Origin of the sequence: Oscillibacter sp. KLE 1728, assembly GCF_934833455.1 — a bacterium.
Lineage (GTDB): Bacteria > Bacillota > Clostridia > Oscillospirales > Oscillospiraceae > Oscillibacter > Oscillibacter welbionis.
Genome location: NZ_CAKVVF010000015.1, coordinates 19,012 through 33,529 on the forward strand (window position 1 = coordinate 19,012; position 14,518 = coordinate 33,529).

The 14,518-nt window shown below is 63.4% G+C and carries 14 protein-coding genes; 7 read left to right on the forward strand and 7 right to left on the reverse strand.

Annotation, left to right across the window (positions count from 1 at the left end):
• The first annotated feature begins 8 nt into the window (after positions 1–8).
• Both QVE23_RS02935 and QVE23_RS02940 read left to right on the forward strand, forming a co-directional pair.
• Entirely contained in the window at positions 9–173 is a 165-nt protein-coding gene (locus tag QVE23_RS02935; RefSeq protein ID WP_021749370.1) for a FeoB-associated Cys-rich membrane protein, read from the forward strand.
• A gap of 46 nt (positions 174–219) precedes the next feature.
• Positions 220–612 carry a metal-dependent transcriptional regulator gene (locus tag QVE23_RS02940; protein WP_021749369.1) on the forward strand — a complete coding sequence of 131 codons (393 nt, stop codon included), beginning with the start codon at positions 220–222 and terminating at the stop codon, positions 610–612.
• Positions 613–753: 141 nt separating this feature from the next.
• Here the strand turns inward: QVE23_RS02940 and QVE23_RS02945 are convergent, their stop codons facing one another.
• Positions 754–1,617 carry a DegV family protein gene (locus QVE23_RS02945; RefSeq protein ID WP_036630382.1) on the reverse strand — a complete coding sequence of 288 codons (864 nt, stop codon included), beginning with the start codon at positions 1,615–1,617 and terminating at the stop codon, positions 754–756.
• 262 nt (positions 1,618–1,879) lie between these two features.
• Between QVE23_RS02945 and QVE23_RS02950 the strand changes: the two genes are divergently transcribed.
• The 3 genes from QVE23_RS02950 to ftsH all read left to right on the forward strand — a co-directional run bounded on the left by QVE23_RS02950 (position 1,880) and on the right by ftsH (position 4,831).
• Positions 1,880–2,422, forward strand: coding sequence for a TetR family transcriptional regulator (locus tag QVE23_RS02950; protein WP_021749366.1), 543 nt, complete (start codon positions 1,880–1,882; stop codon positions 2,420–2,422).
• Positions 2,423–2,570: 148 nt separating this feature from the next.
• Positions 2,571–3,020 (forward strand): hypothetical protein, encoded by a 450-nt coding sequence (locus tag QVE23_RS02955; protein ID WP_136891535.1) that lies wholly within the window; start codon positions 2,571–2,573, stop codon positions 3,018–3,020.
• A complete protein-coding gene (gene ftsH / locus QVE23_RS02960) occupies positions 3,017–4,831 on the forward strand; it encodes an ATP-dependent zinc metalloprotease FtsH (RefSeq protein WP_287967554.1) in 1,815 nt (604 codons plus the stop codon). Before QVE23_RS02955 ends, ftsH begins: the two co-directional genes overlap by 4 nt.
• 63 nt (positions 4,832–4,894) lie before the next feature.
• Here the strand turns inward: ftsH and QVE23_RS02965 are convergent, their stop codons facing one another.
• Together QVE23_RS02965 and QVE23_RS02970 are read right to left on the reverse strand one after the other, a co-directional pair.
• Positions 4,895–5,713, reverse strand: a complete 819-nt coding sequence (locus tag QVE23_RS02965) for an amidohydrolase family protein (protein ID WP_287966527.1) — start codon at positions 5,711–5,713, stop codon at positions 4,895–4,897.
• Positions 5,714–5,842: 129 nt separating this feature from the next.
• Positions 5,843–6,256 (reverse strand): YjdF family protein, encoded by a 414-nt coding sequence (locus QVE23_RS02970; protein ID WP_025543487.1) that lies wholly within the window; start codon positions 6,254–6,256, stop codon positions 5,843–5,845.
• A gap of 291 nt (positions 6,257–6,547) precedes the next feature.
• Here QVE23_RS02970 and QVE23_RS02975 point away from each other — a divergent pair, with 291 nt between their 5' ends.
• Both QVE23_RS02975 and QVE23_RS02980 read left to right on the forward strand, forming a co-directional pair.
• Positions 6,548–7,108, forward strand: a complete 561-nt coding sequence (locus QVE23_RS02975; protein ID WP_021749359.1) for an RNA polymerase sigma factor — start codon at positions 6,548–6,550, stop codon at positions 7,106–7,108.
• A complete protein-coding gene (locus tag QVE23_RS02980; protein WP_021749358.1) occupies positions 7,105–7,674 on the forward strand; it encodes a hypothetical protein in 570 nt (189 codons plus the stop codon). Before QVE23_RS02975 ends, QVE23_RS02980 begins: the two co-directional genes overlap by 4 nt.
• Positions 7,675–8,207: 533 nt before the next feature.
• Here the strand turns inward: QVE23_RS02980 and QVE23_RS02985 are convergent.
• From QVE23_RS02985 to QVE23_RS03000, 4 genes are all read right to left on the reverse strand, one after another.
• The gene (locus tag QVE23_RS02985) at positions 8,208–9,722 is read right to left on the reverse strand and encodes an IMP dehydrogenase (RefSeq protein WP_021749357.1); all 1,515 of its coding nucleotides are present in this window, start codon (positions 9,720–9,722) and stop codon (positions 8,208–8,210) included.
• Positions 9,723–9,763: 41 nt separating this feature from the next.
• On the reverse strand, positions 9,764–10,252 hold the full coding sequence (locus QVE23_RS02990) for a GNAT family N-acetyltransferase (protein ID WP_021749356.1): 489 nt from the start codon (positions 10,250–10,252) through the stop codon (positions 9,764–9,766).
• A 63-nt stretch (positions 10,253–10,315) separates the two neighbouring features.
• On the reverse strand, positions 10,316–14,011 hold the full coding sequence (locus QVE23_RS02995; RefSeq protein ID WP_287967555.1) for a phosphoribosylformylglycinamidine synthase: 3,696 nt from the start codon (positions 14,009–14,011) through the stop codon (positions 10,316–10,318).
• A 46-nt stretch (positions 14,012–14,057) separates the two neighbouring features.
• Positions 14,058–14,518: phosphoribosylglycinamide synthetase C domain-containing protein (locus tag QVE23_RS03000; protein WP_287967556.1), on the reverse strand; the 461-nt coding region annotated here is incomplete at its 5' end.

Genomic DNA, 14,518 nt, shown 5'->3' on the forward strand with positions numbered 1-14,518 from the left:
AGCAGCCAATGAACGCACCCACTATCATCGCGGCCCTCATCGTCCTGGTGGTCTTTGCGGCCATCGTAGGCAAGGGCATCTACAACCGGCGTCACGGAAAGGGCGGCTGCTCCTGCGGCGGCGACTGCGGGGCCTGCGGCGGATGCCACTGCGGAAATACCCGTCATTCCTGACGAGCGGAAGCCCGGCCCCACCGGGCGGAAGGAGGCGTTCCATTTCATGGAACTGAGCCAAGCGCATCTGCGGTATCTGTTGGCCATTGGCGAGCTGTCCCAGGGAAAGGCGGCGGTCAGCTCCACCCAGGTGGCCCGGGTCCTCCAGGTGTCCCGCCCCTCCGTCACCCGGATGCTGGCTGTCCTGGCGGAAAAGGACCTGGTGACCAAGGAACGCTACGGCAAGATCACCCTGACGGAGACGGGGGCGGCCCTGGCCCATCAGCTGCAAGCGGGCCTCCGGGACCTGGAGCGGCGGCTGCCGGCCCTGGGCCTGGACCTGGACCGGGAAGAGACCGCCGCCGTGGCGGGGGCCCTGGCCTCAGTCCTGCCGGAGCACTGTCTCCGAAAGCTCTGCACGACCGAATCCGGCGGGACAATGGGATGTGCCACGCCTTAAAAAAGCAGTCCTGCGGCTTTTGCCGCAGGACTGCCTCTTTTCTTGAGCATAGAACTATAAAAGAGATATGATATATTTTGAGAAGACCCGGGGCCATTGGGCCGCCAGGTCCTTTTGTTTCCGATCCTTTATCTTCACGCTCTATTCCAGTCTCTGTACCGCGGCTCCCAGCACGCCGTCGCCGATGTAGACGCTCAACGTACCATCCAGCTCGCCGCTCCAGATGTGGTCGTAGTTTGGCAGGGCGGTGGTGAGCTTGCCCTGCAGAATCTCCATCTCCGCCGGAGCACCGCCGTTGGCCACCGCCAGATTGTACCGCGCCGCGCCGTTGTGGGACTGCGTCACCAGCTCGATGAGCTTGCGGATCACCAGGTTCCGGCCCCGGACCTTGGCAATGGACTGGAGCTGCCCGTCGGCGGCGAAGGTGATGAGGGGCTTGATCTGGAGCATGGTGCCCGCCATGGCCGTCACCTTGCCGATGCGGCCGCCTTTCTGCAGATACTCCAGCGTGTCCACGGAGAAAAAGGGGAAGGTGTTCTGGATCAACCAGGGCACCCGGCGCTCTGTCAGCGTCTGCCAGTCCATCCCCTGCCGCAGCTCCTCTGCCAGCTGGAGGATCATCATACCGGTGCCCAGAGACCCGCTGACGGAGTCATATACCCGAATGGTCAGGTCCCTCCGCTCCTCCGCCAGCAGCCGCACCATGTTGTAGGTGCCGGATAGGCCGCCGGAGAGCATCAGGGCGATGACCCCGTCATACCCCGCCGCGGCGATGGCGTCAAAGGCGTCCGAAATGTCCTGAGCGGCGGGCAGGGAGGTCTGAGGCAGCTCTCCGGACCGCAGCCGGGCATAGATGTCGGCGGCGTGGATGTCCACGCCGTCCCGGTACTCTCCGTCTTTGCACAGGATCCGCAGGGGCACGACAAAGACCTGGTTTTCCGCCGCCAGTTGAGGGGAGAGGTCCGCACAGGAATCCGTGAGCAGGGCGATTTTTTGGGGTGTCATGGTCACATCTCCAAACCTTTCTCTCATGCAGGGCCGGCAGACCTGTCCGCCGGATCGGATGATATGGTGTGCCCATTCCGTCACACCATATCAATATAACCTAGTATATGGAATGCTACCGTAAAAATCAAGAGGAAAATCCCCGTAGGGGGAACAGGAAGCCCGTTCCTGTCTACTGGTGAAATTTTGTGGCGAGAGGACTTGCCAAAGGCGGCGGATTTCCGGTATGATAAAACACAGGATCTGAAAGGGAGGAAAGACCGTGCCGCTGGATGTGAAGGCCGCTGTGGCGGATGCACTGCTGGAGCTCATTCGCCGGAAGGATGCAGACAAGATCACCGTGAAGGACCTGGTGGAGGTCTGTGGGATCTCCCGTCAGACGTTTTACTACCACTTCAAGGACATTGTGGATGTGGTGGAGTGGGCGGCTCAGCAGGGAGTCCAGCGGCTGGTGCGCGAGAGCCTGAACGCCGCCACCCCCCAGGAGGCCCTGGGCGTCTTCGTGGATTTTGCCGTAGAATCCCAGCCCCTGGTTCAGCGGCTGCTGAACTCCCAGCGGCGGGAGGCCATAGAGCGGATCATGGTGGACGCCACCCGTACATACCTGGCGGACAGCCTGCGGGAGCGGCGGGGAACGCCCGCCCTCCGGGCCGGGGACTGGAAGATTGCCCTGGATTTCTATGCCTATGGGATGACCGGACTGCTGCTGGAGAACTGCCGCCAGCGGGATCTGGACCGGCAGGAGCTGGCGGATCAGCTGTTCCGCCTGCTGTCCGGCGAGATGGTCCGCCCTCCGGAAACCTGACAGATGTGCCCGCGTGTCAAAGAGCTTGACACGCGGGCATTTTTGTCAGGACAGACAGCCTCCTCTGCCAGTGGCGCGCACGGAGCGGACGTGATATAACCACAGCAAGAGAGCGGATACAGCGCAGTGACCGGAAAGGAGTGCGCGCATGGAATTGAGAGATGGAATGTTTGCCGTGAAGCTCTGCGAGCTGGAGCATCAGTACGGCCTGCTGAGAAGCCGCCTGGAGCTGTGCCAGGGGGCGGACCACGAGAAGATCCGGCACCTGCTGGCGGACGTGCTGGATGACTATCGGGAAAACGCCCTGCTGCTGGAGCAGAGCGCGGAGGGCTGCCGCTCCCCGGCAGTGGCGGAGCTGGCGGGCGTCCAGCGGGACTACTCCAAACGGATGGAGGAGCTGCTGCGGGACAGGCTGCCCCGCCTGATGCACGGGGAAGAGGACCCGCAGGAGGAGCGGGCGGAGGCGGCGGCCCTTTTCGCGGAGTACGCCATCGACTTCGCGGCCCAGGGCGTGCGCAGCGCCCTGCTGGCGGCCCTGGCCGCCATGGACCAACAGATGAACTGTGAGGAACAACAAGGAAAGGAACATCCCGTATGAAAGAAGTCAGACCCCCGAAACGGCCCTTGATTTTTTACTACTGCGTGGCCATGCTGATTCTGCTGCTGTTCAACTTCCTGGCCATGCCCTGGATGGCCCGCCAGCAGATCCAGGAGGTGGATTACGGCACCTTCATGGACATGGCGGAAAACCAGGATCTGGGCCAAGTGGAGATCCAGGAGCAGGAGAACCAGATCGTCTTTACCAACAAGGATGAGACCGCCGTCTACTCCACCGGCATGATCCCGGATCCGGACCTGAAACAGATGCTGAAGGACTCTGGCGCGGAGTTCTCCGGCCAAGTCATCCAGCAGACGGATCCCATCCTCAGCTTTCTGCTGACCTGGATCCTGCCCATCGTCATCTTTGTTGCCCTGGGGCAGTATCTCTCCCGGCGCATGATGAAGAACATGGGCGGCCCCAACGCCATGGCCTTCGGCAAGTCCAACGCCAAGGTGTATGTCAAGTCCTCTGAGGGCATCAAATTCTCCGACGTGGCCGGAGAGGACGAGGCCAAGGACAATCTCAAGGAGATCGTGGAGTACCTCCACGACCCAAAGAAGTATCAGGAGATCGGCGCCACCATGCCCAAGGGCATCCTACTGGTAGGCCCTCCCGGCACCGGCAAGACCATGCTGGCCAAGGCCGTGGCAGGCGAATCCAACGTGCCCTTCTTCTCCATCTCCGGCTCCGACTTCGTGGAGATGTTCGTGGGCATGGGCGCCAGCAAGGTGCGGGACCTGTTCAAGCAGGCCAAGGAGAAGGCCCCCTGCATCGTGTTCATCGACGAGATCGACGCCATCGGCCAGAAGCGGAATTCCGGCGCCTATGGCGGAAACGACGAGCGGGAGCAGACCCTGAACCAGCTGCTGACCGAGATGGACGGCTTTGAGGGCAATACCGGCGTCATCATCCTGGCGGCCACCAACCGGCCGGAGTCCCTGGACCCCGCCCTGACCCGGCCCGGCCGGTTTGACCGGCGGGTGCCGGTGGAGCTGCCGGACCTACAGGGCCGGGAGGATATTCTGAAGGTCCACGCCAAGAAGATCAAGGTGGCGGAGGACGTGGATTGGGGCAAGGTGGCCCGAATGGCATCCGGCGCCAGCGGCGCAGAGCTGGCCAACATCGTCAACGAGGCGGCGCTGCGGGCTGTCCGGGACGGCCGCCGCTTTGCTGCCCAGGCAGATCTGGAAGAGAGCATCGAGGTGGTCATCGCAGGCTACCAGAAGAAGAACGCCATCCTGACAGACCAGGAGAAGAAGGTGGTGGCCTACCACGAGATCGGCCACGCTTTGGTCGCGGCCAAGCAGACCAATTCCGCCCCTGTACAGAAGATCACCATCGTGCCCCGGACCTCCGGCGCCCTGGGCTACACCATGCAGGTGGAGGAGGGCAACCACTACCTGATGAGCCAGGAGGAGCTGGAGAACAAGATCGCCACGCTTACCGGCGGCCGGGCGGCGGAAGAGCTGGTCTTCCACTCCGCCTCCACCGGCGCCTCCAATGACATCGAGCAGGCCACCAAGCTGGCCCGGGCCATGATTACACGGTACGGCATGAGCCCTGACTTTGACATGGTGGCCCTCGAAACAGTGCAAAATCAGTACTTGGGGGGCGACGCCTCCCTGGCCTGCTCCGCCGAGACTGCGGCGGAGATCGACCGGCAAGTGGTGGAGCTGGTGAAGCGCCAGCACGAAAAGGCCAACCGAATCCTCTCGGAGAACCGGGAGAAGCTGGACGAGCTGGCCCGGTATCTGTACGAAAAGGAGACCATCACCGGTGACGAGTTCATGGAGATCCTGAATCAGTGAGCATCCGATCCGTAAATCAGAAAAGAGGAGGCGCCGAAGGGCGCCTCCTCTTTTGCTGCCGTCTCACAGCCCCAGGCCGTAGATGCGGTTGGCGTTGTCAAAGAACACCGGCTCCCAGTGTGTCTCCGGCACCAGCCGGCGGATAAAGCCGATATATTCTCCCAGGTTGACAATGGGCCAGTCGGTCCCGAACATCACCTTGTCCCAGCACTGGATGGCCGTCAGCCAGGTGCGCAGCAGGAACACGTAGCCCGCCTGCTCCCGGAAATAGGCGTCCAGGTCCACCCGCCCCTCCAGAAGGCCGGACAGGTCGGCGGCCACATTGGGATTTTTCTCCACCACTGCCGCCGCGGCCTCCAGAAAGGGATTGCCGAAGTGGCACATAACGAACTGGGTATCCGGATGGTCTGCCGCCACCTCATCCAGGGCCAGGGGGTGGCAGTATTTCAGATGGGCCCGGGAGAAGGCGGTCAGCCCCATGTGAACGGCCACCGGCTTACCGTAACGGGCTGCCAGGCGGTAGATGGGCTGGTACATGGGGTCCGACAGAGCGATCTTGTTGTACCCGGGGTACAGCTTCACGCCGCAGCAGCTGTCCCGCCGCAGGTGCGCCTCCACCCGGTCCGGCAGGTCCGGGATCACCCGGCTCCCGTCCTCCAGCAGGCTGCTGTCCAGGCCCACGCAGTAGTGGAACAGGTCTGTGGGGTAGTCGTGCCGCCGGAGCTCCAGACTGTGATTTCCCATCACCACGCCGTGGGCAATGTGCAGTTCTCCATAGACCTCCCGCAGATGGTCCACGTTGTTGTGATGGCCCACCTGCCGGGCCATCTCCTCGGCAGAATCTTCCGAAAACAGGTGCAGGTGGGCGTCGATGATCTTCATACCCGCAGTTCTCCTTCCAGTTCGCCCCGGTATCCAGCGGAGCGGCGATTTTTCAACACCGCTATTATAACAGAGTTTGCCGCCTTCGCAACCCCCGTATGAAAACGGTTCCCGAAAAAAGCACAGAGGTCAGTGACCTCTGTGCTTTTCCTTTCGACGCGCCTGCCGCAGCTGGAACTTCCGCGCTTCCTCCGCCTCCCGCTGTTGGCGGGTGCGGGCGAGACGGGCCTGCTTCCCCTGCTCCTGTTGGAGCTTCAGGGCCTGCTGGGCCTTGGTGCCGATCCCTGCGGCCTGGGTCATCCGCCGGGCCTCCCGCTGGCGCCGCTTGGGGCTTTTGGGAGGGGGCAGATGCTCTGTCCCTGGCCGGGGCGGGCTGAATCGCAGCGTCCGCCAGTGTTCCAGAAGATAGGCGTAGACCTCCTGGTCCCGGGGCTCCGCGCCGAAGACGATCCGGCAGACGGAGTACTCCGTGTCGTCCTCCCGCTCGTACAGGCCGATCCAGAAGGGATCGTCGAACAGGATGGTGAGCCTGCTTGTGCCCATGCGTGTGTCCTCCTTTAAAGGTCTCGCACAAAGAACGGACAACCAAGGAGGCAGGTTACTGACGGCACATGGGCCGCTCCCGGACTACCAACCGGGACGTGTTTTTATCTTTGCGCTATCAGCATACCACAGCGGGCGCGGGATGGCAAGGCCGGGAGACAAAGCGTCCCTTTTCCCATCAGCCGCGGCGGTCGTATGATATGATAAAAGGGACCGAAACAAGCTGTAAGATTTGATCGCAAACCTTGTGTATATCAGTGAAGGGGTAAATAAGAAGCGAGGTGAAAGCCGATGGATGACACAACAATCGTCCAGTTATACTGGGATCGAGATGAGCGGGCCATCCCCGCCACATCCGGCAAATATGGAAACTACTGCAACTCGATCGCCTGGAACATCCTGGGCAATCGGGAAGACGCCGAAGAATGCGTCAATGATACCTATCTGTGTGCATGGACCTCTATGCCGCCCCACAGGCCCAGGGTTCTGTCCGCATTCCTGGGGAAGCTCACGAGAAACTTGTCCCTGAACCGATACAAGCATCATACCGCGGAGAAACGAGGCGGCGGAGAGGCCCCGGCTGTGCTGGATGAAATTGCGGAGCTCGTATCCGACACGGACAACGTGGAACGGGCAGTGGACCGCAGGGAACTTGTAAGGGCGATCGACACTTTTTTGGAGAGGCTTCCAGCGGATAAGAGGCGCATTTTTGTCTGCCGGTACTGGTATTTCGATCCGGTTTCCAAGATCGCGTCCCGGTTTGGAATGACGGAGAACCATGTATCCGTAACGCTGAATCGCCTCCGGCTGAAATTACACAACTATCTTCAGGAAAGGGGCTTTGACCTGTGAAAAGAGAGGAATTTTGCGAAGTCCTCGGTGACATCAATGAGAACTATGTGAAAGAGGCCGGAGCAAATCCCAAAGCCGAGAAGCGGAGGCGGTTTAAGTGGAAAGTGATCGCGGCCTGTTTATGCCTGCTGCTTGCGGCGCCGCTGACCGTATTCGCCATGGATACCATTCAGTATCATGCGGCAGTGGATTATCTGCGTTCCCTCGGGATCCCCGTTGAAGATCTGAGCGACTACTCCCGCACGGAAATCAAAGAGGCCGTGAAAACGATGGATGCGGGAGAAAGCAGCCTGCTGACGGAAGAAATTCTGAACCTGCTGCCAGATAGCGGAGAACCGATACAAAGGCCAACACAGGTGACATCAGAACAGGTCAGGGAATTGACACCGACCATGACGCGAGAAGAGGTCCTTTCATTTTTGGGCGATACCCAGGACATCGGTTCCGGCATTTACATATATATTTATAAAGTAGACGGAGAAGCACTGCTGCGGATCCCGTTTGCAAGTGATGAAGCGCAGCTGGGGGTCACAGGAGAAGAACTATTAAAGACCTTATCCCCGTAAGGGCGCAGGAAGGGCTGATGCGGAAACGTCCCGTTATTTCCCTCCCAAAAAGGGCGGCCCCTACGACCGCCAGGGGAGCGCGCAGCGACTGCGCATCCGTTGACGGCTGTGCCGCCTTACGGTTGCGGCGTGCCCGATGCGGACAATCGGAGCGCGCAGAAGGAGGGAAACCAGCGGAACACTGGTGTCGCAAATACTGAGAGCGCCGCAGCGCGAGACAGAAAAACAGAGGCAGACCGAGGGCGTCCTTACACCCTGATTTTGGTCGGCACTTCGCCGCGGGAATCAACTGCCAAGTCTCTGCGGCACTCCGCCGCGCCCGCCGGGATGCCATCGTAAACCCGCAGGCACCCTCTCATGCCGCCCCCATACAGCAACTTTGCATGCACGTGCCGGAGCGCGACAAAAGGCGTTCTTTTGGAATGTGCATTGGGACAAGCCGTCATCGCGGCTGAATCCCCCTATGTGGGACCCATAAAAAAGCGGCTGGCCTTCCGTCCAGCCGCCTCGTATTTTCTGGCAGGAAAAATCTCTCAGCTCCGCTGATTCCCCGAATTGGTGGTGTCCTTCAGCAGCACGTCATGGGCTCCGCCCTCCACAATGGAGACGGAGGACACCAGGGTCAACTTGGCCTTCTCCCGCAGTTCCGGGATGGTCAGCGCGCCGCAGTTGCACATGGTGGACCGCACCTTGGAAAGGGTGGTGGCCATGCCGTCCGACAGCTTGCCGGCATAGGGCACGTAGGAGTCCACGCCCTCCTCGAAGGAGAGCTTGGCCGCTCCGCCCAGGTCGTACCGCTGCCAGTTCCGGGCCCGGGCGCTGCCCTCGCCCCAGTACTCCTTCATATAGCTGCCGCCGATCAGCACCTTGCTGGTGGGGGACTCGTCGAACCGGGAGAAATACCGCCCCAGCATACAGAAGTCCGCGCCCATGGCCAGGGCCAGGGTGATGTGGTAGTCCTGGACAATGCCGCCGTCGGCACAGATGGGCACGTAGACGCCGGTCTCGGCAAAATACCGGTCCCGCTCTGCCGCCACATCGATGACCGCCGTGGCCTGGCCCCGGCCGATGCCTTTGGTCTCACGGGTGATGCAGATGGAGCCGCCGCCGATGCCCACCTTCACGAAGTCGGCGCCGCAATCCGCCAGGAAGCGGAAGCCCTCGCCATCCACCACGTTGCCGGCGCCCACCTTCACGGTGTCGCCATAGCGGGAGCGGATCCAGGCCAGGGTCCGCTTCTGCCACTCGGAGTAGCCCTCGGAGGAGTCGATCACCAGCACGTCCGCGCCGGCCTCCACCAGGGCGGGCACCCGTTCCTCATAGTCCCGGGAGTTGATGCCGGCGCCCACCACATACCGCTTCTGACTGTCCAGCAGCTCCAGGGGGTTGCCCTTGTGGGAGTCGTAGTCCTTGCGGAACACGAAGCTCACCAGATGCCCGCCGGCGGAGACGATGGGCAGGGCGTTGAGCTTGTGGTCCCAGATGATATCATTGGCGGCCTTCAGGCTGGTGCCCTCCGGGGCGGAGACGATTTTCTCCGCCGGGGTCATGAATTCGCTGACCGGGGTGGCCGGGTCCATGCGGCTCACCCGGTAGTCCCGGCTGGTGACGAGGCCCAGCAGCTTTCCGGTGCCGGTGCCGTCATCCGTGACCGCCATGGTGGAGTGGCCGGTCCGTTCCTTCAAGGCCAGCACGTCCGCCAGCGTGTCCCCCAGGCGAAGATTGGAGTCGCTGATGACAAAGCCCGCCTTGTAGTTCTTCACCCTCCGTACCATCTCCGCCTGCTGCTCGATGGGCTGGGAGACATAGATGAAGGCGATGCCGCCCTCCTTCGCCAGGGCGATGCCCATCTGCTCTCCGGATACCGCCTGCATGACGGCGGAGACCATGGGCACGTTCATGGTGAGAGCGGGCTCCTCCCCCCGCCGGTACTTCACCACCGGGGTCTTGAGGGAGACGTTTGCGGGAATGCACTCCGCGGAGGAGTAGCCGGGCACCAGCAGGTACTCACTGAAGGTACGGGAGGGCTCGGAGAAAAAATAAGCCATAGGGCCACCTCATTTCATCAGATTTCAAGTGGAAGCTGGATTTACAGGTCCAGCTGGAAAAACAGTGTGGACTCCACAGGACTGTCGTTGTAGCAGGGGATCTCGTAAAATCCCAGCTGCCGGTAGAGGCGGACGGCGTCCTCCAGAACCGGCAGGGTGTCCAGCAGCATACAGCGGTAGCCGATCTGCCGCGCGTCCTCTGTGATCCGGCGGATCAGCTGCCGGGCAAGCCCCCGGCCCCGGTACTGCGGCTGGACGTACAGGCGCTTCATTTCGCACCGCTCGCCGTCCAGCCGCCGCAGGGCGATACAGCCCGCCGCCCGCCCGTCCACCCGGGCCAGGTACAGCCGTCCGTCCGGCGGGGCGTACTTGGCGGCGGGGGCGCGCAGCTCGTCCGCATAGTGCTGGATGTCCAGATAGATTTGAAAAGCTGGGTCGTGCGTCACCAGCATGGCGGTGTACGCCTCAAACAGGGCCCGAACGTCTGAGAGGGCATTATAGGCCGGTTCGATCACAACGGTTGAATCCATATTCAAGCACCTCCCGGCGGATGTTTCAGATATGATACCCGGTTCCGGCCGGTCTGTCAACCGTTAGAGAGAAAAATAGTCCTTTGCGGCATCGAACAGGCCAAGATCGTAATTCCCCGGGATATTTCGGTACAGGCAGGGCCCCACCCGCTCGGCGTGCCCCATCTTGCCGAAGACCCGGCCGTCGGGTGAGGTGATGCCCTCTACCGACCAGACGGAGCCGTTGGGGTTGCCGTCGATATCCATGGTGGGATGGCCGTCCAGGTCCACGTATTGGGTGGCGATCTGGCCGTTTTCCGCCAGCTGTGCCAAGAGATCCGGCGGGCAGAGGAACCGCCCTTCCCCGTGGGAGATGGGGACGCTGACGATGTCCCCCACCTGGACCTTGGTCAGCCAGGGGGACCGGTTGGAGGCCACCCGGGTCCGGACGATCCGGGACTGGTGGCGGCCGATGACATTGTAAGTCAGCGTGGGGCAGGCGGCATCTGTGTCCCGGATTTCTCCGAAGGGCACCAGCCCCAGCTTGATGAGGGCCTGGAAGCCGTTGCAGATGCCCAGGACGAGGCCATCCCGGTTTTGCAGCAGGTTCATCACCGCGTCTGCGGCCTGGGGGGACCGGAGAAAGGCGGTGATGAACTTGCCGGAGCCGTCGGGCTCGTCGCCGCCGGAGAAGCCGCCGGGCAGGAAGAGGATCTGACTGCTCCGGGCTGCCTGGGCAAACCGGGCGGCGGATGCCGCCACATGGTCCGGCGTCTGATTATTCAGCACCAGGATCTGCGGCTCCAGGCCAGCCCGGAGCGCCGCCCGGGCGCTGTCGTACTCGCAGTTGGTGCCGGGAAACACAGGAATCAGCACCTTTGGCTTTGCCGTGCCTGTCCGGGGAGCGGCGCGGGAGAAGGCCGGGGCCTCCAGTACCGGCACCGGCGCAGGATCGGCAGGGACTCGGCTGGGGTATACATCCTCCAGCACGGACTCGTTCAGGGAGAGCAGCTCGTCGATGGGGACGCTGTCAGCGCCGGTGGTGAGGACCGGCTCCGCCGTGGTGGTGCCCAGCCTGACGGCGCAGAGGAGGTCTGTGTCCTCCGTCAGCTCTGCCACAATGGCGCCAGGGCACGGCAGGTCCCAGGCGATCTCACGCCCATCGGCCTGAAAGCCGATGGAGTTACCGAAGGACATCTGCATAATCCCCTCGGAGATGCCGTGCTCCACCGCCCAGGCGGAGCACACCCTGCCCGCCCGGCAAAGCTGGTGGAAGGTCTCCCAGGCTTCCCTCTGGCTCTGGGCGCCGCTGTTGGCGGGAGCAAAGAGGTACACCGGATGTCCCGCCTCCTTGAACTCGGGGGAGAGCACCTCCCCGGCCCGGATGGGGGCGATGGCAAAGGAGATGAGGGTGGGGGGCACGTCCAGATCGTTGAAGGTGCCGGACATGGAGTCCTTGCCGCCGATGGCCGCCGCGCCGAAGTCCAGCTGGGCGTCCAGAGCCCCCAGCAGGGCGGCGAAGGGCTTGCCCCAGCGTGCGGGGTCCTCCCGGAGCTTTTCAAAGAACTCCTGGAGGGTGAGGTAGGCCCTTCGATAGTCTGCCCCGGCGGCCACCAGCTTGGCAAGGGAGGTGACCACGCCGTCATAGGCCCCCCGGTAGGAGTCCGCCGCCATAGCCTCCGGGTCGAAGCCCCAGGCCATAACGCTGGCCTGGTCCGTCTCCTGCCCCGGCAGCACCGGCAGAAGGGCGGCCATCACCTGGGCGGGGGTTCTCTGATTTCTGCCGCCGAAGGGCATCAACACGCTGCCACAGCCGATGGTGGAATCGAACCGCTCCGCCAGCCCTCTGCGGGAGGCGGACGCCAGACTGGAGGCTATGGAGCGGAGGGAGGAGTTTTCGGCATCCTGGGAGACCGGGGACGCGGGAATGGGGGCAGGAACCGCCGCCCGGGCGTGCTTCACGGCGCCGTTGGCGTTCAGGAAGTCCCGGCTCAGGTCCACGATGGTCCTGCCCCGCCAGCGCATCACCATCCGGGGGGACGCCGTCACCACCGCCACGGGGTACGCTTCCAGATTCTCCGCCTCCGCGGCGGCGATGAATCGGTCTGCGTTTGACCGGGCCACCACCACTGCCATTCGCTCCTGGGACTCGGAGATGGCCAGCTCTGTGCCGTCCAGGCCGTCGTACTTCTTCCGCACTGCGTCCAGATCGATATCCAGGCCGTCCGCCAGCTCACCCACGGCCACGGATACGCCGCCTGCGCCGAAGTCGTTGCACCGCTTGATGAGCCGGGTGACATTCCCATCCCGGAACAGCCGCTGGATCTTCCGCTCCTCCGGGGCGTTGCCCTTCTGGACCTCGCTGGCCATGGTGGTGAGAGACTGCCTGTTGTGGCTCTTGGAGGAGCCGGTGGCGCCGCCGATGCCGTCCCGGCCGGTGCGCCCCCCCAGCAGGATCACCACGTCCCCGGGCTGGGGCCGTTCGCGGACCACATTCTCCGCCGGGGCGGCGGCCACCACCACGCCGCACTCCAAATGCTTGGCGATGTAGCCGGGGTGATATACCTCGCTGACCAGCCCTGTGGCCAGGCCGATCTGGTTGCCGTAGGAGGAGTAGCCCGCCGCGGCGGTCTGGGCGAGCTTGCGCTGGGGCAGCTTGCCGGACAGGGTCTCCGCCACCGGCGTCCGGGGGTCGCCGCAGCCGGTGAGCCGCATGGCCTGGTGGACGTAGGCCCGGCCGGACAGGGGATCCCGGATGCAGCCGCCGATGCAGGTGGCCGCGCCGCCGAAGGGCTCGATCTCCGTGGGGTGGTTGTGGGTTTCGTTCTTGAACATCAGCAGCCAGTCCTGGGGCTTGCCGTTCACCTGGGCGGCGACATGGATGGAGCAGGCGTTGATCTCCTCACTCTCGTCAATTTCCGGCAGAAGCCCCCGTCGCTTCAGCACCTTGGCGCCGATGGTGGCGATATCCATGAGGGTCTGTGACCGCTGGGCAGCTTTCTCTGTCCCATAGACCTCCTCCCGGGCGGCCAGATACCGGTTATAGGCGGCCTGGACCGCCGGATCGTTGATCTCCACGTGGTCCAGATGGGTGGAGAACGTGGTGTGGCGGCAGTGGTCGGACCAGTAGGTGTCCACCACCCGGATCTCCGTCAGGGTGGGGTCCCGGCGCTCCGTGTCCCGGAAGTATGCCTGGAGGAACGACAGGTCCTCCAGGTCCATGGCGAGACCCAGCCGCGCCAGCAGGGTATCCAGGCCCGCCCGGTCCAGGGCAGTGAAGCCCGTGACCGTTTCCACGTCTGCCGGGACGGCGGTCTCTGCCGCCAGCCGCTCCGGCAGGTCCAAAGACGCCTCCCGGCACTCCACGGGGTTGAGGACATACCGCTTCACCGCGTCCACATCCGCCGCCGTCAGGGGACCGAAGAGCAGATAGATCCTGGCGGTGCGGACCGTGGGCCGCTCCTCCTGAGTCATCAGCTGAATACACTGGGCGGCGGAGTCCGCCCGCTGGTCGAACTGTCCCGGCAGGGGCTCCACGCCGAAGGCGATGCAGTCCCCGGCGGGCAGGGCTGCGGCAGTATCGTCCACCTGAGGCTCAGAGAACACTGTCCCCACCGCCCGGCGGAAGGCGGCCTCGTCCAGGCCCTCCACGTCATAGCGGTTCAGCAGGCGCAGGTCCTCCAAGGCGGAGACGCCCACCACGGTCTGCAGCTCGTGCAGCAGGCCCCGGGCCTCCTGCCGGAGCCCCGGCTTCTTTTCCACATAGATCCGTCTTACCATCGTATGACCTCCCGGCGCCGGTTGGGCGCTCATCAAAATATGCGTTTCAGTCCGCCAGAGCCGCCAGAGCCCGCTGGCCGATGTCATGGCGCAGGTATTTGCCGTCAAAGTCCACCGCCCTGGCGGCGGCGTAGGCGTCGTGCAAAGCCTGCCGCAAAGTGGGACCGGTGGCGGTGACGCCCAGTACCCGGCCGCCGCTGGTGACCAGCTGCCCATTCTCGTCCAGTCTGTCCCCGGCGTGGTAGATGGTCACGTTTCCCGGTGCCGACGCAGGCAGAGAGATGGGCTTACCCTTTTCGTAGTGCCCTGGATACCCGCCGGAGGCCAAGATCACACAGGCGGCGGAGGCGTGCCGCCACTCCACGGTGAGCGATCCCAGGGTCTCGCTTTCCACCGCCTGCATGACCGTCAGCAGGTCTGTTTTCAGCAGGGGCAGCACCACCTGGGTCTCCGGGTCGCCGAAGCGGCAGTTGTACTCGATGACCTTCGGGCCGTCGGGGGTCAGCA